The 23489-nt window shown below is 33.9% G+C and carries 23 protein-coding genes and 1 rRNA gene; 5 read left to right on the forward strand and 19 right to left on the reverse strand.

What is annotated here, in order from left to right; all coding sequences use genetic code 11:
* Positions 1 to 3 precede the first annotated feature (3 nt).
* The 8 genes from DM447_RS13185 to DM447_RS13220 all read right to left on the reverse strand — a co-directional run bounded on the left by DM447_RS13185 (position 4) and on the right by DM447_RS13220 (position 8385).
* Entirely contained in the window at positions 4 to 411 is a 408-nt protein-coding gene (locus DM447_RS13185; RefSeq protein WP_112181663.1) for a DUF948 domain-containing protein, read from the reverse strand.
* A 215-nt stretch (positions 412 to 626) separates the two neighbouring features.
* Positions 627 to 1919, reverse strand: a complete 1293-nt coding sequence (gene murC, locus DM447_RS13190; RefSeq protein WP_112181664.1) for a UDP-N-acetylmuramate--L-alanine ligase — start codon at positions 1917 to 1919, stop codon at positions 627 to 629.
* Between the two features lie 90 nt (positions 1920 to 2009).
* Positions 2010 to 3119: a nicotinate phosphoribosyltransferase gene (locus DM447_RS13195; RefSeq protein ID WP_112181665.1), complete on the reverse strand. Its 1110-nt coding sequence runs from the start codon at positions 3117 to 3119 to the stop codon at positions 2010 to 2012.
* 101 nt (positions 3120 to 3220) lie between these two features.
* On the reverse strand, positions 3221 to 5344 hold the full coding sequence (locus tag DM447_RS13200) for a DNA translocase FtsK (RefSeq protein ID WP_232824314.1): 2124 nt from the start codon (positions 5342 to 5344) through the stop codon (positions 3221 to 3223).
* Between the two features lie 133 nt (positions 5345 to 5477).
* The gene (gene ytpR / locus DM447_RS13205; RefSeq protein ID WP_112181667.1) at positions 5478 to 6080 is read right to left on the reverse strand and encodes a YtpR family tRNA-binding protein; all 603 of its coding nucleotides are present in this window, start codon (positions 6078 to 6080) and stop codon (positions 5478 to 5480) included.
* 2 nt (positions 6081 to 6082) lie between these two features.
* A complete protein-coding gene (locus DM447_RS13210; RefSeq protein ID WP_112181668.1) occupies positions 6083 to 6910 on the reverse strand; it encodes a DUF1444 domain-containing protein in 828 nt (275 codons plus the stop codon).
* A 78-nt stretch (positions 6911 to 6988) separates the two neighbouring features.
* Positions 6989 to 7306: a thioredoxin family protein gene (locus tag DM447_RS13215; protein WP_112181669.1), complete on the reverse strand. Its 318-nt coding sequence runs from the start codon at positions 7304 to 7306 to the stop codon at positions 6989 to 6991.
* A gap of 38 nt (positions 7307 to 7344) precedes the next feature.
* Positions 7345 to 8385, reverse strand: coding sequence for a PTS sugar transporter subunit IIC (locus DM447_RS13220; protein ID WP_112181670.1), 1041 nt, complete (start codon positions 8383 to 8385; stop codon positions 7345 to 7347).
* A 161-nt stretch (positions 8386 to 8546) separates the two neighbouring features.
* Between DM447_RS13220 and DM447_RS13225 the strand changes: the two genes are divergently transcribed.
* Entirely contained in the window at positions 8547 to 10784 is a 2238-nt protein-coding gene (locus DM447_RS13225) for a methyl-accepting chemotaxis protein (protein ID WP_112181671.1), read from the forward strand.
* Between the two features lie 719 nt (positions 10785 to 11503).
* On the opposite strand, the gene DM447_RS13230 is transcribed toward DM447_RS13225, so the two are convergent.
* From DM447_RS13230 to DM447_RS13240, 3 genes are all read right to left on the reverse strand, one after another.
* Positions 11504 to 12019 carry a hypothetical protein gene (locus DM447_RS13230; protein ID WP_112181672.1) on the reverse strand — a complete coding sequence of 172 codons (516 nt, stop codon included), beginning with the start codon at positions 12017 to 12019 and terminating at the stop codon, positions 11504 to 11506.
* A 128-nt stretch (positions 12020 to 12147) separates the two neighbouring features.
* Positions 12148 to 12663, reverse strand: a complete 516-nt coding sequence (locus DM447_RS13235) for a DUF84 family protein (RefSeq protein WP_112181673.1) — start codon at positions 12661 to 12663, stop codon at positions 12148 to 12150.
* A 72-nt stretch (positions 12664 to 12735) separates the two neighbouring features.
* Entirely contained in the window at positions 12736 to 13803 is a 1068-nt protein-coding gene (locus DM447_RS13240) for a M42 family metallopeptidase (RefSeq protein WP_112181674.1), read from the reverse strand.
* Positions 13804 to 13949: 146 nt separating this feature from the next.
* Between DM447_RS13240 and DM447_RS13245 the strand changes: the two genes are divergently transcribed.
* Positions 13950 to 14261: a PepSY domain-containing protein gene (locus DM447_RS13245; RefSeq protein WP_112181675.1), complete on the forward strand. Its 312-nt coding sequence runs from the start codon at positions 13950 to 13952 to the stop codon at positions 14259 to 14261.
* 57 nt (positions 14262 to 14318) lie between these two features.
* Here DM447_RS13245 and trmB read toward each other — a convergent pair whose 3' ends face one another.
* Complete coding sequence (trmB, locus tag DM447_RS13250) at positions 14319 to 14954, reverse strand: tRNA (guanosine(46)-N7)-methyltransferase TrmB (protein WP_112181676.1); 636 nt, start codon at positions 14952 to 14954, stop codon at positions 14319 to 14321.
* A gap of 92 nt (positions 14955 to 15046) precedes the next feature.
* On the opposite strand from trmB, the gene DM447_RS13255 reads away from it, so the two are divergent.
* Positions 15047 to 15331 (forward strand): YtzH-like family protein, encoded by a 285-nt coding sequence (locus tag DM447_RS13255; RefSeq protein ID WP_112181677.1) that lies wholly within the window; start codon positions 15047 to 15049, stop codon positions 15329 to 15331.
* Here DM447_RS13255 and DM447_RS13260 read toward each other — a convergent pair.
* From DM447_RS13260 to DM447_RS13275, 4 genes are all read right to left on the reverse strand, one after another.
* Entirely contained in the window at positions 15315 to 16124 is an 810-nt protein-coding gene (locus DM447_RS13260) for a phosphotransferase family protein (protein ID WP_232824316.1), read from the reverse strand. The genes DM447_RS13255 and DM447_RS13260 overlap by 17 nt on opposite strands.
* Before the next feature lie 96 nt (positions 16125 to 16220).
* The gene (locus DM447_RS13265) at positions 16221 to 17141 is read right to left on the reverse strand and encodes a nuclease-related domain-containing protein (protein ID WP_112181678.1); all 921 of its coding nucleotides are present in this window, start codon (positions 17139 to 17141) and stop codon (positions 16221 to 16223) included.
* 12 nt (positions 17142 to 17153) lie between these two features.
* On the reverse strand, positions 17154 to 17714 hold the full coding sequence (thpR, locus tag DM447_RS13270) for an RNA 2',3'-cyclic phosphodiesterase (protein WP_112181679.1): 561 nt from the start codon (positions 17712 to 17714) through the stop codon (positions 17154 to 17156).
* Between the two features lie 18 nt (positions 17715 to 17732).
* Positions 17733 to 18722 (reverse strand): ion channel, encoded by a 990-nt coding sequence (locus DM447_RS13275; RefSeq protein ID WP_241964523.1) that lies wholly within the window; start codon positions 18720 to 18722, stop codon positions 17733 to 17735.
* Between the two features lie 188 nt (positions 18723 to 18910).
* On the opposite strand from DM447_RS13275, the gene DM447_RS13280 reads away from it, so the two are divergent.
* Positions 18911 to 19129, forward strand: a complete 219-nt coding sequence (locus DM447_RS13280; RefSeq protein WP_112181681.1) for an HTH domain-containing protein — start codon at positions 18911 to 18913, stop codon at positions 19127 to 19129.
* Positions 19130 to 19197: 68 nt separating this feature from the next.
* On the opposite strand, the gene DM447_RS13285 is transcribed toward DM447_RS13280, so the two are convergent.
* On the reverse strand, positions 19198 to 19920 hold the full coding sequence (locus DM447_RS13285) for a pseudouridine synthase (protein WP_112181682.1): 723 nt from the start codon (positions 19918 to 19920) through the stop codon (positions 19198 to 19200).
* A gap of 11 nt (positions 19921 to 19931) precedes the next feature.
* Positions 19932 to 21566 carry a putative polysaccharide biosynthesis protein gene (locus DM447_RS13290; protein ID WP_112181683.1) on the reverse strand — a complete coding sequence of 545 codons (1635 nt, stop codon included), beginning with the start codon at positions 21564 to 21566 and terminating at the stop codon, positions 19932 to 19934.
* 310 nt (positions 21567 to 21876) lie between these two features.
* Here DM447_RS13290 and DM447_RS13295 point away from each other — a divergent pair, with 310 nt between their 5' ends.
* Positions 21877 to 23133, forward strand: a complete 1257-nt coding sequence (locus DM447_RS13295; RefSeq protein ID WP_112181684.1) for a BaiN/RdsA family NAD(P)/FAD-dependent oxidoreductase — start codon at positions 21877 to 21879, stop codon at positions 23131 to 23133.
* 175 nt (positions 23134 to 23308) lie between these two features.
* On the opposite strand, the gene rrf is transcribed toward DM447_RS13295, so the two are convergent.
* Positions 23309 to 23424: ribosomal RNA gene (rrf, locus tag DM447_RS13300) — 5S ribosomal RNA — on the reverse strand.
* Positions 23425 to 23489 lie beyond the last annotated feature (65 nt).

A 23489-nucleotide genomic window follows, 5' to 3' on the forward strand; every position in this document is an offset into this window, starting at 1 on the left:
ACATTATTCCCTTTTTCGTTTTTTGAACATTTCCATTGCAATCGTTCCCCATTTAACTGCTTGAGCAGTTTCTTCCTTATTCTCTTCAGCAACTCTTGTAATACTAGTGGAAACATTTCGAATCGACTGGTTAAAACCTTGTACAGTCTCACCAATACCTTTAATTCCATCAACTAACGTATTTAAACGTTGTGACTTATCATTGACATCTTCTGCAAGCTTATTAGTTTTATTTAATAATTCAGTTGTTTCTGTTGTTATACCCTCCATTTGTTTTTCTAAACCTTCTAAGGTATCTGCTACATTTGACATTGTACGTTGCGTTGCTTTAAGTACCTTAGCTAAATAAACAACAAGTACTGCAAATGCAACTGCGAATATTAGTGCTGCGATGTAAAGTAAAATAATCATCTGCTACCAGTCATCTCCTTTATATGTATTTATTATTACCATGTTTATATACTTATTTACCCGAAATATATTCTTGTAAAACATATCATTTAAATTTTACAATATAGATCAAATTTATTCGTGATAAATTTCTATCTATTTAATTAATAGTAAAGAGAAGGCATAAAATCCTTCTCTTTACTATTTCGATATATAAGCTAAATATACCTGTTTATTTAAATTTTCTTTTCGTAAGCATCTTGGAATTTTTGAATATCACCAGCACCCATGAAAACTAAGACACCGTCTTTATATTGTTTTAATACTTCTGTGTTTTCAATATTTAATAATTCACTATTTGTAATAAGCGATTTTAAATCTTCAATAGTCAGGTTTCCTTTTCCTTCTCGAGCTGAACCAAATATATCACACAGATATACATGATCTGCTGCTTGGAGCGTTTCTGCAAACTCATGTAAGAACATTTTTGTGCGTGTGAATGTATGTGGTTGAAAAATAGCTGTAACAGATTTATTCGGATATTTTTTACGAACTGAATCCAAAGTAGCTTCTACTTCTTTAGGATGATGTGCATAGTCATCAATTAAAATTTGATTCCCAACTTTTTTCTCAGTAAACCGACGTTTCACACCAGAAAAAGTATCCATTTTTTTAATATCTTCTGCCTTCATTCCTTCATAATGACAAATAGTAATTACTGCTAACGCATTTAATATGTTGTGATCACCGTACATAGGAATTGAAAACGTATCATAGTAATTATTTCGAACAAATACATCAAAACGCATACCATTAGATGTATCTGTTACATTTTTGGCTTGAAAGTCATTGTTTTCAGAAAAACCGTAATAAAGAACTGGAACTTTAGCATGTATTGCTTGAAGATATTCATCATCACCACAAGCTATAATCCCTTTTTTTACGTTTTTAGCCATTTCTTCAAAAGCATTAACTACGTCCTCAACATCAGAAAAATAATCTGGATGGTCAAAATCAATATTCGTCATGATGGCATAATCCGGCTCATACGCTAAAAAGTGACGACGATATTCACATGCTTCAAAGACAAAATAATTGCTATCAACATGTCCTAAACCAGTTCCATCCCCTATCAAATAGGAGATAGGATAAGTTTGCTTTAGCACATGTGCTAATAATCCTGTAGTTGATGTTTTACCATGTGCACCTGTAACAGCGATACTTGTATACTGTTTTAACCATTCGCTAAGAAAGTCATGGTAGCGATAAAATGTTAAACCCATTTCATGTGCAGCTTTAATTTCCTCATGATCATCTGAAAAAGCATTACCTGCTATAATAGTTAACCCGTCTTTGATATTGTCTTTTGAAAAAGAATAGATTGGAATATTTTTATTTTCTAATGCTGTCTGTGTAAAAAAGACACTATCTACATCAGAACCTTGAACGGACTCACCTGAGTCGTGCAGAATTTGTGCCAATGCACTCATTCCTGTACCCTTTATACCAATAAAATGGTAGATAGTCATAAATTTGAACCTCCAAAAAGCTTAATCTGTATATACTCATTATTTACTCAACATCGTAGTTTAACCTAAACAACCAAAAAAGTAGCATTTTTATTTAAGATAAGCTACTTTTTCTAGTCTAGGATTAGGATGATATTTTCTACCTTCTTTTGACTGGTGGTTACCATTTAATAAAACATTATCTCCGGTAAAACCAATGTGAACATTTAATAAACTTCTACCGATTCCATACATGTCAACTGGAACATCTTGTTTTTCGAATGTACGAATACGTTCCTCTGTAAAGCCACCACTTGCTATAATTTTAACATGCTGATAACCCTCTTCGTCTAAAGCATGCCGTAAAGCAAAAATTAATTCGGGATTAACGCCTCTTGGATCGAACGTTCCCATTAAATGCTGATTTCTAAGAAAATATTTATCTACCATATGATTCGAAGTATCTAAACGAACACCTTTTAAATCTTTACCAAATTCACGTGCCACTTTCAAAGAATCTGTAATAACATCATTATTGTAATCCACTAGTACCATCAATTCGTCTTCTGGATACGTCTCCTTGTATGCTTGAGCTGCAGTGACAATATCTCCTTCAAACATTTGAATCATGGCATGTGGCATTGTACCCATTCCTGTCTTACCCCACCATTCATTCATCGCATGTGTTGCTTGTGCAGTAGATCCACCAATAAAGGCGGCGTAGCCATCTCCAGCTTGTTGTGTATAGTGATCATCACGATCTCCCATAAAAATAACTGGTTTTTGTTTACCAGAGGTTCTTGCCGCTTTTACCACATTATATACATTTGTTGCTACAGACGTTCGCCTAGCAAAGACACCGTCTATAATCCCTTCTAAGAATCCAAAAGATTGATATGGTCCTTTAACAGTTAATACTGTTTCATAGGGACTTATTTTATCACCATCTTTTAATGAAAAGATCTCTAGTTCTTGTGGATTATCAGCAAAAGTATGTATTAAAGCAATTGCCTCATCAGAACCACAGAGTACTGCATTACTTTTCTGAAAAAATTGCATTGTTACTTGATTATTCGGAATAAGTTTTTCTGCAATTTCTTTTGTTTTTAAAAAATAAACTGCTGAAAACCAACCATCTTTAATTCGATCATCAAATTTAAAAGTCTTGTTTGTTAATCTTTCTATTTCACCATTAAGTTTCCTTGTAATTTCTTTTTTCATGATACTTAACCCCTCGTTGCGTTCTAATAAGTTTATATACCATTTTCTATCATATAAGATTAAGATAACTTGCACAAGTTATTTAGTTTGATTAATTGGATTTATTGAATACGTTCTGTGTCCATCTCATTAGCCGAAACTAATACATCACGTGGTTTGCTTCCCTTTTGAGCGGAAATAATTCCGTTATGCTCTAATGTGTCAATTAATCGTGCAGCACGGTTATAGCCAACCTTAAACCGTCTTTGTACCAAAGAAGCACTTGCTCCATTTTGTTCTAGTACAAAAGATAATACTTCTGGGTAAAGATCATCTTCCGTTTCTTCTGTATCGATTTGTTTTAACAACTGTTCTTGTTCAAATAGATAATTAGGAGGTGCTAACTGTTTAACATAACTTGTCACACGTTCAATTTCATCATCTGAAACAAAAGCCCCTTGAATTCTCACAGGATTTCTAGCACCATTTTCAACAAATAGCATATCTCCTTTACCAAGTAAACGATCTGCACCATTTGTATCAATGATTGTTCGGGAATCTACTTGTGAAGAGACACTAAAAGCAATTCTTGTAGGTATATTGGCTTTAATCAAACCTGTAATAACATCTACCGATGGTCGTTGGGTCGCTAACAAGAGGTGAATTCCACATGCCCTCGCTTTTTGTGCAATTCTACAAATGGCATCCTCAACATCTTGTGGTGAAACCATCATTAGATCAGCCAACTCATCAATTACGATGACGAGGTATGGCATTTTTTGATCATACTTATTTTGCGTCTTCATTTTTTCATTATAGCGATCGATATCACGTGCACCTTCTTGTGCGAATTTCTGATACCTTTCTTCCATTTCAGCGACTGCCCATTTTAATGCATGAGTAGCGGCTTTCACATCTGTAATGACAGGCGATACTAAATGTGGAATGCCATTATACGGTGCTAATTCCACCATTTTAGGATCAATTAAAAGAAAACGAACATCTTCATGACTTGCTTTATACAACAGACTAATCAAAATAGAGTTAATACAAACACTTTTTCCTGATCCCGTTGCACCTGCAATCAGTCCATGAGGCATTTTCTTTATATCCGTTATAACCGGACTACCTGCAATATCTAACCCCAAAGCAACACTTAATGCAGATGAACTGTTGTGAAATGATTGATCTTCAAATATTTCCTGTAAGCCAACAGCTTGTGGATCTGCGTTTGGTATCTCAATTCCAATTGCATGTTTACCTGGAATTGGTGCTTCCATTCGTATATCTTTCGCAGCCATGTTTAATTTAATGTCATCACTCAAATTCTTAATTTTACTCACCTTCACACCAGCTTCAGGTTGAATTTCAAACCTTGTGACAGAAGGTCCTTGCATTGTATTAATTACTTTTGCGTTGACATGAAATTGTTTTAAAGTTGTTTCTAATAATGTTGCTTGCTCCTCAATCCATTGTTGATTACCTGCAGACCTTTTAATTGGATCATTTAATAGATAAAGTGGAGGTGCAGCGTTTTTTTTTGATTGTTGCTGTTGTATCTGATTGTTTTTTTGATGATAACGTTTTTTATCACTTGGACGCATTCTTACATTAAATGGTACTGCATTACGTTCTCTTACTTTCCTATTATTAAATTCAACTGTTTTTTGTTTCTCTTCAAACCGTGCAGCCTCAACGTTGTCAACTTCTATTTCATTTACTTGTTCAACTTGAGAGAAGTTTTCAAAAGCTACTTCTTTTTCTTCTATAACCTGTGGCTTAATATAGGGGTTATCCTCATGTAATTTATTCAACTTATCATCAGATAGCGTTTCATCTAGTAAATCTTCCGTTGTTGAAAATGTTAAATTAGATTGTTGATGAATTTTTTCTTTACGCAAAAACGCTGGTGTATCTGTTTCAATTGTTTTTCCTGGTCTTTTACCAAAACCGTATATTGGTGATGGAACTTCAGTAGCCGAGAATTTTCGTTTAAAAACCTTCTCCTCAGGGAGTTGTTTATCTTTAAACTTTGCTACATTAGTTTCTAATTCTGAAACAGATGGCCTTCTTGAAAATTCCTTTTTCGGTTTATCTGGAATAATAGGAAAATCAAATTTTCTATTGGTAGGATATTCATATGATACCTTTGTTTCTACATGATTGTTACTTGTATGATTTCGTCTCGTTTTAGGTGGTTCAATCGTCTCTTCTGTATCTAGTAATTGTTTTATTTTATTTTTCATTTCTTCCCACATATTATTTTCACACTTCCATATCATTAGTTATTTCTTATTTTAACAGGTTTTCATTAAAATTGAACACTTTACGTAAAAGAAAAACGCAAAAGAGTATTTACTCTTTTGCGTTTTCTTTTATTTAAAATATGAAAGCTTGTCCAGCTTTTACATCTTCTGTTAATACATAGATACCTTTTTCTTTAGGAGCATCCGGAAGACCAAGCTCTTTTTGAGAACAAATCATCCCAAAAGAATCAACACCTCTTAGATTAGCTGCCTTTATTTCCATACCACTCGGCATAATCGCTCCTACCTTTGCCACAACTACATATTGATCAGCTTCCACATTTGGTGCACCACAGACAATTTGAGTGGTTACATCACCGATGTCGACTTGACAGACATTTAATTTATCTGCATTTTCATGTGGTACTTTTTCTTTTACATAACCAACGACAAATTTAGGAGAAAGATCGATATCTAAGGAATCTGAGACATTATTTTTCGCAAAAACATCTTTGATATTATCTAGAAGATCTTCCGTTAAAGGAATTTGACCATTACCCAATGTAAAGTATGTCGATGCTCGAAAAATATTATAACCTAATACTTCTTTTGTTTTTGTATCTATTATACGTACAACATCACCAAATTTCTCAAATGATGTTTGATAGCGATCTCCTTGTTTAAAAGGAATTAATAAGCAATCGCCTATCCCTTTTTCATTGTAATAAACGTTCATATTTATTCATCCTTTTTTGTTTCATTTTCATTAGTAGGTTTATTTTTAGCTAAGATAAAAATAGGTTCTAAATGTTTATTTTCATATATAAATGATAACGATGTAATCGGAACACGTCCCTCAGCGAAATATTGCATCGTCATTTGTGCTAATATATCATAACCCATTTCATTTTGTACATCAACCAAAATTAATACATCTTGATGTGGAACTGCAACCGCTAGCTCTCCTACCGCATTTAGTCGCATTTCTTCCAAAAATGCTTCGTTTAAAATACGACTAGCATCATAGCCGTCTCTTGTTGCAATAAAGTAAAAATTATTACCTGCAACTTGGTCCACTTTGGTCTCCGTTGATAAAGAACGAACATTAAACATAGAAATTTCTTTTAATCGCTCCAATGTCCAACCTTCAGTGTCTAACATTTTTTGATCAATTAACTGGTAAGTATGTCCTAAATCAAGCGCATAGTAGATCCGTGTTTCTGCTGTATGATCTGAATATACCATTTTTACACCAGCTTTTGTTTTCTTAGGAAACGAGGTTGAACGAATAACTGGATATATTTGTTTTTCTTTTCCTTCTAATTCTTGTTTAACATGCATCATTTTTAATGATTCTTCCACATGATACACTAACTCATCAATTGCATTTTCACCACTTTGTTCATATTTCGCTATAACATTTGGAACTGTAATGGAAATTCCTTGATGTGTGTCTTGCCATTCCACTCGATATACATCTTTATCCCGGTTAAACGAAGTTCGCCATTCCGGATTATTAAATCTATCATCTAATAGTTTTTTCATTTTTATGCTGTTCATTGCCATTTGTTATTCCTCCTTCAAGGAGTCTTTAATCATAGATATCATTCATTGTATCAAATAGTATTTTAATCAGCTATAATTTTAAAACTTATCTAAGAATGATTCAATTTCTTCTTTTGTTTTTCGATCCTTGCTAACGAAACGGTCTACTTCCAATCCATCTTTGAATGCTAAGAAACTAGGTATTCCAAAAACATCATACTGTACACATAAATCAATAAATTTATCGCGATTCACATATATAAATGTAATACCTTGGTACTTATCTTCTAATTCAGGCAAAAGAGGATCAATAAAACGACAATCTGGACACCAGTCCGCTGAAAATAACAGAACTGTTTTACCTTTTTCTTCTGCTAGTATATTTGCTAGTTCTTTTTCTGATTCAAGTGCTCTCATTTCATATTCCCCCTACATAATTATAGTCATTTAATCAATTAATCATAATCAATTCGCATATCGCCTGGTTTAATTAAGCCTCTATTACGAAGAAACTCTGAAATAAGTAAGCTTAAGATTGCAGGGCCAATAATATGTACAGCTAATACCATCCAAAATACTTCCATTGAAAAGCCCATTGTATTAAAGGCCATAATCTGACCCACAAATCCTGCAGTACCCATTCCAGCACCTGAAGCATTATTTGTCATTTCAAACCAGACAGAGGCAAATGGTGCCATAATTGCTCCTGCTAGCGTTGGCGGTAACAAAATAATTGGTTTTTTAATAATATTAGCAACTTGCAGCATAGATGTCCCAATACCCTGTGCAATTAACCCACCGACTCCATTGTCACGATAACTTGAAACTGCAAAACCAACCATTTGGGCAGCACATCCTACGACAGCTGCTCCAGCTGCTAATCCATCTAATGAAAGCATAAGAGAAATAGCAACGCTAGAAATCGGTGCAGTTAACGCTAACCCCATAATTACAGCAACAATAATCCCCATAATAAAAGGTTGTTGTGCCGTAGACCAATTAATCACGCTTCCTATTCCTGTCATAAATGAATCTATTGGTGGTCCAATAAATTTACCCATTAGATACCCTACCATAATTGTTAAAAGAGGTGTTAATAAAATGTCTACTTTTGTTTCTTTATAAATAAGTTTGCCAAATTCTACAGCAAATAATGCACTAATATAACTACCAACTGGTCCACCAAGTTCATATCCTAATGCACCGCTAAACACTGCCGAAAATAAGACTAAAGGTGGTGCTTTTAACCCGTAAGCTATTGCTACACCAATTGCTCCGCCCACTACCTTATTATCCATTGCAAATGTTCCAATTTCTTGTAACGATGAAGTTAATGCAATGGTACCTAATGAGTTTTCTAATTGTTGTCCTAAGGTATTAATAATCAAACCGATAATAAGAGAAGAGAATAGTCCTAATGCCATATAGCTAAGTGCTGTAATAAAGTAAGTACGAGCTGATAGTGTAACACCTTTCTTAGCCAAAAAGTCTTTCATAACTTATCACATCCTTTTATTTGTTATCTTACACAAACCTGGCAATAAACTCAAGATTAGCATATTTTATAGTAGGCCATTATAACTAGTTGTAATGTCAATTAACTATAGCTATAATATTAATTATGTGAAAATTATAGAAATTTCTAGGGGGAGTCATATTGAAAACGATACGAGGTCGCATGCAAGCTATTATTCTCATATCTATTTTAAGCATTATAGTATTAAGCGGCTTAACACTTTACTTTTTTAATCAACAAAATCAAGCGACGAAAGAAAGCGAAGAACTTCAAAGTGCATTACTTGATAGTGAGCGAATAAACTATCAAGTTGCTTTAACTAGTGAAGCTGAAGAGCAATTTTATGCCGATCCATCCGAAGAACATGCTGAATTAATCAAGCAATCTATTACTACGATTCAATCAGAGGCTGTTCAACTTTCCAATTCGTATGCAGCTTATCCAGAAATAGCTAGTGATTATGCTGCAATTTCTGAAAATGCTACTACATATGTTAATCAGTTAGATTCAATGGTTGGTATGTATCGTACGATTGGTTTTTCCGAAGAAGACGGTTTAATAAAGACGATTACTGATTACTATGAACAATTCTATCAATTAGTTTCTGAAAAAGACAATCCGGAACTTATGCGTGCATTATTAGAAGTTAAAATTCTGGAACAGAACTATTTTAACCAAACAGAAAATGCTGAAGGTGAAATTGACAATAAAATTAATAATTTAAAGGATGTAATCAGTGCTGCTGATTTTTCAAATGAAGATAATGACACCTTCACTACTGGTTTATTACGATACCAACAATCCTTATCAACAGTTTCACGAACAAAAGCACAAGCCGAGGCAATTAAAGCTTCATTTGAAGATGTTACAAACGAAGTAACCAATCAAACACAAGCTGTCGGAAGTAATGTTGAAGTAATAAACGATGGGATAAAAATTGAACAGCAAAATTCTTATCGGAATATGTTTATCATATTTGGGATAACGGTTTTACTTACTTTAATTGCTATTATATTTAGCGGAAGATACTTATTAAAAATAATTACTAATTCAATACAAACAATTAAAAATGGTGCTGAACAAATTGGTAATGGAGATTTAGCTCACCGCATTCCCATTACCACTAAAGATGAATTAGCAGATTTAGCTATTACCTTTAACAATATGACTGACAAAATGGAACAATCCATGGTAAAAGTACAACATGCTTCACTTGTTTTAAATGATTCTTCTGCAAATTTAGCAGCAAGCTCAGAAGAATCTGCTGCACAAACCGAACAAGTCAATACCGCAATTAACCATGTTGCATCGGGAGCACAAAAACAAGCGGATCAAATAGAAGAGAGCATGGTATTAATTAAAAATGTTTCGCATGCATTGGCAAATACAAATACTGCATCTGAGGGAATTGCAAAAGCATTAGAGGATGCGAAATTAGAATCTAACCTAGGTTTACAAACAGTAGATACACTAGAACAAACTTCTACTTCCTTTTTGCAATTAGCAGGACACTTAACAGAACAAGTACAGTACACAGCTGAACAAACAAAACAGATTACGTCTATTGTTTCAGCCATAGAGGATATTGCAGATAGTACAAATTTATTAGCTTTAAATGCTGCCATAGAATCTGCACGTGCAGGTGAAAGTGGTAAAGGGTTCTCTGTTGTTGCACAAGAAGTTCGAAAGCTTGCTGAACGCTCGAAAAAAGAAGCACAAGAAATTAACCAGATGATACATCAAATTAATGGGCAAATGGTAAGTCTATCTGAGGATGCTGCCAAATTTGACACTTACCAAGAAACACAGGGTAATGCAGTGAATCAAACAAAACAAGCATTCAATAAAATTACTAATCAAATATATGACATTACTAATACTTTAGATGATGTTCAAGTATCATTAGGTGACGTTGATAAGTTAAATACAAACTTAGATGAGAAGTTACAAGAAATAAGTGTTATATCTGAGGAATCTGTTTCAAGTGCGGAAGAAGTTGCCGCCTCAAGTGATTCTCAAGCACAGGCGATTGATGATGTAAATCACTCAGCCTTAGATTTACAAGAGTTATCTCAATTGCTTGCCGCAGAAGTCGAACAATTTTCGATTCGAGCAAATCCAAATGAAGAAAATGAGACTATACAAATACCAGACGTGGAAACAGAAACAGAGGCAGAACCTGTACAAGAAGATTACAATCAAGATATGCCTGATGATGATGAATTTAACGGTGACCATAGAGTTACAACTGCTTTTGATGAAGAATTAGAAGACAGAATAGAGGAAGAAGATCCAAATCAGCCTGAAGATGAACTACTTGAAGAACCTTCCGAGGAATCAATTAATTATCAAGACAATGATCAGGCTGATAAGAATTAACCATTTATATCGCTCTGTCACAAAATTTATAGTAATGCATATTTGAGAGAAACTGCGATGTAACATACCGCTTAGGAAATATACTCCGCTTTCCGTGGGCACGGCTTTAGCTAACTCGGATAAGCAAAGACCGCTTTCCGAGTGGATCTTCAGCCCGTGCTGTTCCCACAGGAGTCTACGTATATTTCCAAAGCTAGTTCAGATTCTACATGATGATTGCGTATGGAATAATGACACTATAGTGGGAACAACAGCACATGTTTTCGATGGGATGAGTAATTGAATTGCAGTACCACAAGCCGAAGATCTAATCGGTAAAGTTTTTTTCATTACCAATGGAAATTAAGGATGTGCCACAGAAAGGGAACCCACTTGCTTCATTCCCTAGATAACCTAATTCTTCATAGTGAATATTGTTGTTTATTTCTCCTTACTAGCGGATCAAGTGAAATTGGCGACACTCCTGCAGGAACAGCGCGATCTGAAGATCCACTTCGTAAAGTGCTTTTTCTTTAAGAAGTTAGCTGAAGACGTGCCTGCGGAAAGTGTAGTGGATATTCAGAGCGTAATAATTTTATAAGTTATGTCGCAGTTGATGATAATTCTAACGCGAGGAAGGGTACGTAATAGTTTATTGGTATTTTAAAACAACCTTACAAAAAATAGCTTTTATTAAAAACCACAGGATGTTCTTCATGTTGAAGAATATCCTGTGGTTTTTACTCTTGATTAGTATAGGCTATCGATGTTGCCATTTGCATCATTTCAATTGTATCATCTTCAAGTTGACGAATTGATGTCTGCGTCGTTACTTTAACTCCACCTACACCAACTTGTAGCTCATATTGATCTTCTCTCTCTGACACTCGTACAAAAGCAAAACGTTCTTCATCCTCAAAAGACTGTAACAATGCATTATTTCCATTTGCTTCTGCAGCTTGATAATTCAATTCACTTGTCGTATCTTCTAACGCATTATAAAAAAGAATAAACGTTTGATCATCAGATTCTAAAAGGAGATTACTTTGAGATTCTTCAATAATCTCATAATCACTAGGAAGATATAAAGAAAAATTATCTAACGTATTATTTGGTTCTATTATGTTATCCTCAAAAACTGTCCTTGCTGCTGATTCAGTTAATTCAAGCGCTTCATCTTCTGTAGGAGCGCAAGCACTAAGAAAAAGTAGACTAATTAATGGCAACGACATTGATAGTCCCATGATCTTTCTCATTTCGTATCTTCCTCCTGCTTATTATAGTTCTAATACCTATTCTAATAATATACTATGAATTCGAGATTTTACAAGAATGGATTTACATTTCACAAATTCGTCAATATTTTTAGTTAGTCATATGAAGTTTATTCACCTTTATTTTTTAAATATAAACTGTATTGTCCATTTAAAAGCTCTAATACGTGAATAAACATATCTTTTCTACTTACTAAATCATTTGTAAGAATTCCAATAGCACCTTGCTTTTTTCTAACGTTTTTCTTTTGCGCATAAAAATCCATTACATCTCCAAGTTCTTTACCTTCTTTTAATGTACTTATTATTTCTTCTGGTAATGGTATTCTAGCACCACTTGCAATAAATTCAGCACCATTACGATCTACTAATGCTCCCCAATTGCAAAGATACATATTGTTTTCAATCTCCATTACGCCACCTTCTAAACCAATACCTATTATTGCTTCATCTACTTTAACAGCTTGTCTCGCTCGAATTAATGCACCAGTTAGAGTCTCCTGATCTGATAAAGGCTGATTAGAAACGTGTGAGGGAATATCTTTAGCATGAACTAGTTGATTTATAAAGACTTCCTTTACTGCATTAACTTTTGTTGGATTTTTAGAGGCTATTACGATTGTCATTTTGGCATTTCTCCTTTTATTCATCAAATATAATAGAAAAGGTGAGGGGCCAGAAGCAACCCTCACCTTTTGTTAACTATTATTACGAATTTGTTCAACAGTGTTATTATCTGTATTTTTTACTAATTCAACGATCAATGCCTTCGCTGCTGCATAATCATCAACATGTATAATTGACGCATGCGTATGGATGTAACGAGAGGCTATCCCAACAACAGCAGATGGAACTCCTTCATTGGATAGATGAACACGTCCTGCATCTGTTCCTCCTTGAGAAATAAAATACTGATATGGTATTTTATTTGACTCTGCTGTATCTAGCACGAACTCTCGCATACCACGATGTGTGATCATAGAACGGTCAAAAATGCGAAGCAATGCTCCTTTTCCTAGCTGTCCAAACTCTTTATCGTCACCAGACATATCATTTGCTGGCGAGGCATCTAATGCATAAAAAATGTCAGGTTTAATCATGTTAGCTGCAACTTGTGCACCTCTCAATCCAACTTCTTCTTGAACAGTTGCTCCAGAGTATAACTGATTCGGGATTTCAATCCCTTGTAATTCCTTCAATAATTCAATGGCTAATCCACAGCCATATCGATTATCCCAAGCTTTCGCTAAAATTTTCTTTTCATTTGCCATTGGTGTAAACGGCGTAATAGGCACTACTTGTTGACCAGGTTTAATTCCAATCTTTTTCGCATCTTCTTCATCATCTGCACCAATGTCAATTAACATATTTTTTTGATCCATTGGTTTTTTTCGCTGTTCTGGTGTTAAATTATGTGGTGGAATAGAACCTATCACACCTGTAATTGGTCCTCTATCAGTCATAATCTGTACCCGCTGTGCTAATAATACCTGTGACCACCAACCACCTAAAGGCTGAAAACGCAACATACCGTTTTTGGTGATTTGGGTAATCATGAAACCTACTTCATCCATATGGCCTGCAACCATAACTTTCGGTCCCTTACCTTTTTTCACACCAAATACACCACCAAGATTATCTTGGATAAGCTCATCGGCATATTTGTCTAACTCGTCACGCATAAACTTGCGTACAAATTGTTCATTTCCAGCTGCACCTTGTAATTCTGTCAATGTACGAAATAATTGTTTTGTCTCTTTATTCATATGTATGACCTCCCAGATATTCATTAAACTACCTATATTGTATCTAATTTATTTAGCCATTACCACTTTTTCGTAAAGTCATGGTTTTCTAAATAGAACTAAATCAGTTATACTAGTATTAAATTTAACACACGAGGTGAAATAAGATGAATTGGAAACCAGTAGCATATGCAGCAGGAATAGGAGCACTAGTAGGTTTTATGGTTAAAGATCAACTAGACAAGCAACCAATAAAACCTGAGAACGCGTTAAAGCGGGCTAAAGAGGCTTTTAAACAACACGGGCCTGTTAGTGGATCGTGGATCTATATGAAACCTGAATCCTTTAACAAGAATGATTTAAACTATACTGTGTACCGTGGTGGTATTACACGAACAATAGATAGTACGAACAAGCAATTTGAGTTTTACGTAGATGCGAAGACAGGTTCAATCATTGAAGTTACACAAACAACATAATACTTACTATAAATAAAAAACAGAGACAATGGATTTAGCCATTGTCTCTGTTTTTTATTAAAATTGGGCACGACATCGATAGATAGGTTGTCCTTTTGAAGAAAACTTCTCTTCGTATTCTGTCATAACATTGGTTTGGTCCTTTACTTCATGTAAATCTAATAAAACTTCTTCTATTTTCATCCCAAACTGAGAGAAACTTTCAACTGAGTAATCAAACAATTGTCTATTATCCGTTTTTAAAACAATCTCGCCACCCGTTTTCAATACTTGCTTATATTGTTCTAAAAATGACTCATGTGTTAAGCGACGCTTAGCATGACGTGCTTTAGGCCATGGATCTGAAAAATTTAAATAGATCTTATCTATTTCATTATCTCCAAACATTGTCCTTAAGTCTTTCGCATCTTCATTAATAAAGCAGACGTTTTCAGGGTTAGTTTCCACCGCTTTTTGCACTGCACTTACTAAAATACTTTCAACTACTTCTATCCCGATAAAATTCGTATTTGAAAATTGTTTTGCCATACCCATTAAAAATTGACCTTTTCCAGTACCAATTTCTAAATGTAAAGGATGGTTATTTTGGAATACAGTTTCCCATTTATTTTTCCATTCACTCGGATTTAATTTGACAAATTTCTCGTTTTCTTTTAAAAAGTCTAGTGCCCACGGTTTATATCTTGCACGCATGCTGTGTTTCTCCTTTTAAATAATTATTTCGTATTTATTAGTATATTTCACATGTCTATGTGAAAAATACACGTAAAGGTGGTGGATAATTAATGGCATTAAATACCTACGATCAATTGAATGTTTTAGTTGATTTGCTTAGTGAACAGGCAGAAGATGCAACAGGTAGTATAGCTGAATGCCAACAAATAAAAAGACTTGTCCAATCTCTAATGGCAAATCAAGCAGTAGATGACCAACGTTTGACTCAGCTGTTACCTGAAATATATAATTACGGACACCAAGGAGAAATCGCCCAAAATCTTGAACAACATATAACGACAAATCAAACAAATATTAAAAATTGGCTTCAAAATATCCCTACTTCTTATAGCTAAGCGCTCTATCTAATAGTCGCTTCAACTCTTGTAGTCGTTGAGCGGCTTCTTTTTGATGCTGATTATAACTAGAAATTACTTCAAGCATCATATACCAATGCATACGTGTAATAAGCTCCTCATTATTTTCAACACCATAGTTTTCTAACCAACTATCCCAATCTGATTCAGGAATATACCAATGTAGAAGCATACCTAAATCAATCGCAGCATCTCCAATTTCTGCATTATCCCAATCAATTAAATATAACTGGCCAAGATCAGATAATAACCAATTATTATGATTTAGATCACAATGACAAACCATTTGCTTTACACCGTACATATGATCAAGTTTATCCTCTAAATACTTAAATACTTGGTGTATAACAACAGGTATAATTGTCTCTTGTTGATTTGTAAATTGGCTCTTTGTATCCTGTAAAAGCTGTTTAGGATCTATCGGTTTTTTCCCCATTCTGGTTAACATATCTAATAATTCAGTAGAATAATGAATTGTACTCAATAAGTTTGCTACTGTTGGATGTTGCATTTCCTCTGGATTTAATTCTTTACCTTCCAACCAATCCTGAGCAGTAATAACATCACCATTTTCCAAACGTTTTGTCCATACCAATTTAGGTACGATTCCTTGAGCCGATAAAACAGCTAGAAAAGGAGATGAATTACGCTTTAAAAAAAGACGTTTATTCTTATTTTGCGCATAATAGGCTTCACCAGATGATCCACCAGCCGATGCGATTATCCATTCTTCACCAAGAATATCTTGCACGTCTTTCACCTTCCATTCCATCAAACTTTCACTTTTTCTTTGCACGTTCAAAAAAAGACGGTAAACATAGATTAACGCATAAAGGGGTAAAATATCAAGCAAAAAATTTTGGAATGATTAAGTTGAAAAATCATCAGACTCTTTAATATCCCACTCAGGTCTTCTAACCGCAGCTGTATCGCAATATTGTAAGATTGCTTCAGCTACTTTCAATTGGTTGTGTTTTAATGGTGAAACAAAATTTCTTCTTTCACTCAACCACTCCTCATGTTGTTCTTTCCCTATATAATTTGTTAAGTATGGTTCCGTAAAAAAATCAATATTATTTGTTCTGGATAAGACTATTTTTTTTATCGGAAAGCTCACATCACTTGCAGATAAAATACTTCTCACAATCTTCTCCGTTCGCTTTAAAGAAAGCATTGGACTTAAAAAACGACTTTGAATATTATTTTCTTCGGTATACCACGTTCGGTCATCTCCGGCAACTATACGTTCTGTTGTACCTTTTTCCACTAAATGTATAATATCAATTCCTACTGGCGTTATTAATATAATATCTCCATCTAATGTTGCATTTTTTAGTTGAAATACTGGGTGATATAATAATAAAAATGTATCAGGAAATCGTTGTAAAAAATATTTTAAGATTAAATCATCATGATAAGCACGATCTAAAAAAGACATCTGATTAATAGTTGTAGAAGCCCATTTTAATTGAAATGGTAATAAAGTATCTAAATAATATTGTTTCAAATCTGTTTTGGATTTCGGTAAAATATCCTCTTGTTCATCACTTAGTAAATCATCATCGAATTGCTCTCTTCTTTGAAAAAAACTCTTCCATTTCGAAAAGTTAGTGTTATCATCTAGTTCTTCTATCTCATTATCAGAAGTTGGTTGTTCTAATTGATATTCCCATGTTTGAACAAGCTTACGCCAATTTTCTTGTTTTAACCGGATAAACTGTCCTGGATAATGAAAGGTATCTCTTTGATATCTTGATATGTAATTTTCTATTTTAATTAATTGTGCCACTACTTCACCCCATCACAGCTTAAATTCGCTCACAATTTGATATCTTGGTATAAGATCTAGATTAATTTTATATAAAACAAAATGATCAACTTTGACTGTTTTTTGTTCAGACATCACTGTTTGCAATTCTTCAAGTTGTTTTTCTTCAATTGTACCAGTACGCCATTTTTTAGCTATAGTAATATGTGGAAAATAAGCTCGACTCTCCTGTTTGAAACCATTTTGTTTTGCGATGGTAGAAACTTGTTTCTGTAACATTAGTAAAGATGGTGATTTCTTAACATCAATCCATAATACTCGAGGTTTACTATTCAAACCAAACCAACCTAAATCTCCAATTATTAATTCAAAATTAGATAGACTTACCTTTTCCATGGATTTAATTAATTCGTCTTTAGCTTTTTCATTTATAGGGCCTAGAAATGATAATGTAATATGAAAATCTTCAACTGCTGTCCAATTATGATAAGCAATATTTTTTTGGCCTTGAAGTTCTTTTTGTTGCTTATACAGCCATTTCTTTATTTCATATGGCAAAGGAACAGCAAAAAAATAATGTGCGTTAGTTGTCATATATGATTCAAACTCCTTTTAACGAATAATCTTCGCTATTGTTGCTCGATCACAAATAACATACAATTCAGCTTCAGCTGGAATATCGTGATCTAGCATCCGGTTAACACCCAAGTTATCACGATCTGCAATCAATGTAGCCCCTTGTTTTAATAATGCATCAAATGCATCCCGGTATATTTTCCATTCAGGTAACAATGGTACAAAATATAAATCATCTCCATATTTTCTTCTTAGTAACTGTCCATATACATTCGAAATTCCATTACGAAATGCTGAACGTACAAATAATGATGAAATAGTTTCGTTCGATATAATAAACTCATCAACTTTCATAAATTCAAAACTTTTAATATGTTCTTCTTCCATTACTTCAACAATCGTATGGACATCAGGTGCAAATGATTCTATTGCTGAGGCAATTAATAGTGTTTTACCATCTGCTAATTGGTCATTATTTATCGTATCATCAGCAAATATTAACACAGCTTTTGCTTTTGATATATTCGCTTTCATTAAAGTTTCACTTTCAGATGCTTGGCCCCTAATATAATGAATATTTTCTGCTAAGATTGGTGCTTTATCTAAATCATCTATGATAACAATTTCGATCTTCTCGGCTGTATCTAACATTTCTTTAATAGCAAATTTTGCTTTTTGTGACCATCCAATAATAATATAGTGATTGCTATCATTGTACACAATATCACCCTCTTCTTTTTTTCTACGGAAAATAGCTAAACCATCAACAACTTTTCCTATCGCAACTCCAATGATACCTATTCCAAATATGTAAAGAAATAAAGCAACCGATCGTCCTCCAAGTGTTACAGGAAAGTAGTCACCATAACCGACTGTTGTTACTGTTGTCATTACCCACCAAAATCCATCGATAAAAGTTGGAAAAGTTTCTTTCTCAACTAGGACAATTAATATTGAAGCGAATAGGACTAAGCCCACACTAGCTATTAATAGTGTAACATTACTAATATGAATCATTTTTCGCATGATTTTCTTTATGATAAACACCTATTCATCCCCTCTCTTTAAAAAATTGTTCGTCCTGTTTTCTAAATTGTTTGTAAATTCATTTTGAAATACTAGCATTTTTAAATCAAAAGGTGTAAAATACAACTATAATATATTCAAGGTTCAGGTTCACCACAAGTCTAATGATATCATTAAGGAGTGGTTTTTTGAATCATTCAACAACCCGAATGCTGACACGAGTAAAGGCTGTCTACCTATTTATTAGAGATAACGGACCTGTTACGACTACAGAGATTGCCGAAGAATTCGGTATCACTGATCGTACAGTTCAACGAGACCTCAATGTATTGGAGTATAATGGCCTTGTGACAAGTCCTAACCGGGGGAGATGGAAAGTAACGAAAAAGAAAGTCAAGATTTCGTAAAACTTTATCATTATATTGAAAATGCTGACTATATTATATGTCAGCTTATTTTTTTGTTTAGAATAATTCTACTTTTTTACTGTTAACGACTGCAAATATTCCAACTCTTCTACTGACAATTCCCGATATTCCCCTTTATCTAAATCGTTATCTAATTGCCAATCTCCCATTGAAATTCGTTTTAAATATGTAACATATTTATCAACTGCTTCAAACATTCGTTTTATTTGATGAAACTTCCCTTCTGTAATCGTAACATGTATTTCAGATTCTGTATCACTTTTTAAAATTGTTAAGATAGCAGGCTTCGTTAAATATCCATCATCCAACGTTACTCCCTCAGCAAATGCTTCAACATCGTCTTCCGTTACTTTCCCTTCAATAATGGCATAATAAGTCTTACCTACCTCTTTCTTAGGCGATAACAACTGATGCGCAAGTTTTCCATCATTTGTTATCAGTAATAATCCTTCTGTATCTTTATCTAACCTTCCTACAGGAAATGGCTCAAGAACTAAATCATCGGCTTCTAATAAATCGATAACAGTTGATTCACGACTATCCTCTGTTGCTGTAATAACACCAGCTGGTTTATGAAGCATAAAATAGACAAAAGGTTTATAAATAACTTGTTCACCAAATACAGTGATAGTATCTTTTTCAGGATCTACTTGTTTCTTGCCATCTTTTATTACGATATCGTTCTGATTTACGCTACCTTTTTTTAATATCTGTTTTACTTCTTTTCGACTACCATATCCCATATTTGCTAATAATTTATCAATTCGCATAACTAACTCCTTTATGAATGTTTTCTTCTCTTAAATTTATCGATAACTCGTATTCTCCCACCTAAAACACGTTCTAATAATGTTGATTGATAGCTAAGCCATAAATAAACAAATCCCCCAGCTGTTACCGTAACAAATAATATAAAAACATTTTCTAGTCTTCCATCTTGATAAGTAATCCAAAAACTAAGAATCCATTTACTAATTAAAACAATAATAGCCATAACTACCGTAAAAATAGATATGAGCATGCTACGCTTAATAAGTTGACGAAGTGGAAATTGAATCGAACCTTTTATACGCCACATATTTAAGATAACTGTTCCAAGCGATGCAACCAACGTTGCAATTACAGCACCTTTTGCACCCATAAGATGTAGGAAGGGAATAGTTAGTAATACTTTCAGAATAATACCTGCCGTCAAACTAATAACTGCATAATTCTGTTGATTAATACCTTGTAAAATAGAGGCGGTGACCGTAAAAAGAGCAAAAAACAAGGCCACAGGAGCATACCAGCTTAATAGTGATCCATTTAATTCAATAAATTTACTTACACCATAGAAAGCTCCCCATATCTCATTACCCAAGAAAGACATACCGACTACAGCTGGCAAAATCAATAACATTATAATTTGCAATGATTGATTAATTTGTTTAAACACTTCACCTTTCTTATTATCTACAAATGATTTTGTTAATACGGGTAATGTTGCTAAAGATAAACCAGTAGCCAATGTTATTGGTATCATAACGATTTTATGCCCGTACAATGTTATTGTAGCAATAGCATTACTTCGTACTAATTCATCAAAATCAAGCGATGAAAGCGTTCGGTCTATCATTATTAAATCAATTTGTTGATATAGAGGAATTGCAAGCCCTACTAATACAAATGGTCCTGCATAACGAAATAATTCTTTAAATAGATCTTTTGTAGAAATATCATATGTTTTTACTTGCTGGCTCATTTCCTTATCTAAGTAAGGTTTTCTTCTCTTCCAATACCAGAATAAAACAAGCGCAGATGCGATTGCACCAATGAAGGCAGAAAATGTTGCAAAGCCTACAGCTGTAGCAGTAGTTCCACCTATTACTTCTATAATGATAAATACAGCTCCTAATAAAAAAACAATTCGTACAATTTGCTCTATAACTTGAGAAATAGCAGTTGGGCCCATTGATTGATGCCCTTGAAAAAAGCCCCTAGTGATACTCATCGCAGGTATTATTATTAAAGCAAAACTTATCATCTTGATAACAGATGTAGCATCTGCTACTGTTACTTCTGAGTCCTTAGAAAGTGATATTTTTGCTAATATTTCCGCACCAAAAAACATCACTAAGAATGCGATTATACCCATTACTGCCATAAAGCGTAAACCGAGCTTATACATCCTTCGACTTGTTTGGTAATCGCCTAATGAATTGTACTTAGAAACAAATTTTGAAACTGCCAATGGTATTCCCACTGTAGATAAGCTAATAAATATACTATATGGTACATATGCAAGACTATATAGTTGACCACCAGCAGGTCCTACCAAGCTTTCAAACGGAATTGTATAGATCATTCCAATAAGTTTTGAAAAGAATGTGGCAGCTGTTAATAATATTGTTCCACGTAATATAGTTGACTTTGACATGACTTCACCTTAATTTCTTATATAATCGAATGTTACTATTTTATCATAGATACAAAAATCTGATAGTATTTGACACTAAATTTTAATTTCGAATAATAATGGAGGTTCACAAATGTCACTATATCAGCTAATATGAAGTATGTTCTTACATAAATTAAAACTTCTTATCAGTGGTGGTTTCACACAGCTTCGTTTTGTTTTACTTACTATTTGAAATAGGAGTCATACGTAGCGGTTCACCGGGGTAAGTTAGTTAAAATAGATAGAAATACACACCTAGAACGAGTTATTCGGAGAAAGGATGAATGATATGACATACCATGTTACTGTAATTGGAGGGGGGCCTTCTGGCTTAATGGCAGCTATTGCTGCAGCAGAAAATGGTGCTACAACCCTATTAATTGATAAAGGTAGCAAATTAGGTAAAAAACTTGCAATATCTGGTGGAGGACGCTGCAATGTAACAAACAGATTACCTCAAGACGAATTAATTAAACATATTCCAGGTAATGGACGTTTTTTATATAGTGCTTTTTCAGTTTTTAATAACTATGATATTATTGATTATTTTGAGAACCTTGATGTGCCTTTAAAAGAGGAAGATCATGGTCGTATGTTTCCTGTGAGCAATTCTGCTAAGGATGTCGTAAATTCTTTGTTAAAACAATTAGATGACTTGAAAGTTACGGTAAAGAAAAATACTCCTGTCTTTTCTGTTGAATATGGTGATGAAGCACATACAATCACACTAGAAACTGGAGAAAAGATACAATCTAAAAGCGTCGTAATTGCTGTAGGAGGAAAAGCAGTGCCATATACAGGTTCAACTGGGGATGGTTACAAATGGGCTGAAGAGGCTGGACATACCATCACAGATCTATATCCAACCGAAGTTCCACTACTTTCGAATGAAACTTTCATAAAAGAAAAACTCCTTCAAGGATTAGCATTACGCGATATTAATTTATCAGTCTTAAACCCAAAAGGTAAAAAGATTATTACACATCGTATGGACATGCTCTTCACACATTTTGGTGTCTCAGGTCCCGCTGTTTTGCGTTGTTCACAATATGTTGTGAAAGAATTAAAAAAAGGAGCGACAAACGTAATAATGGAAATTGATGCTTTACCTGATCAGAAGGAAGAAAAAATAATAGATCAAATATCCTCTGATTTAAATGATAACTCAAAAAAATCTGTCCGGAATATTTTAAAAGGGATTGTACCAGAGAGATACTTGGATTATTTACTTTCTAAAAATGATATTGAATCTGATATAAAAGGGGCCAATATTTCCCGGGAAAAGATAATTTCATTTGTACACGATCTAAAATATTTTCAAATCCAAATATATGATAGCCAACCAATTGAAAAAGCATTTGTAACTGGTGGTGGTGTTTCTATTAAAGAAATAGTACCAAATACGATGCAGTCCAAAATTATGCATGGGTTATATTTTTGTGGTGAAATCTTGGACATTCATGGTTACACGGGTGGTTATAATATCACTTCTGCTCTTGTGACAGGTAGAGTTGCTGGTATGCATGCAGCATGGGAATCTATCTAATTATAAACAATAGCTTTCGAATCATATATAATGCAACTTCTTGACCTTTGGTTATTTTTTAGTTAACGAAAGTATAGGAGCTTGCATTTTTTTGATGTTTTTTTACATTCTCAATACATTTATTTCAAAACAAAAAAACACCCATTACAATAAAGTAATAGATGTTTTATATCTGGCTTAGCGACGTCCTACTCTCGCAGGGGCAAAGCCCCAACTACCATGAGCGCTGAAGAGCTTAACTGCTGTGTTCGGCATGGGAACAGGTGTGACCTCTTCGCTATTGTCACTAAACCATTTTGAAGTTAGTGTACCTTCAAAACTAGATAAGAATTACAACAAGACAACATATATCAATC

Source organism: Paraliobacillus zengyii (genome assembly GCF_003268595.1).
GTDB classification, from domain to species: Bacteria; Bacillota; Bacilli; order Bacillales; family Amphibacillaceae; genus Paraliobacillus_A; species Paraliobacillus_A zengyii.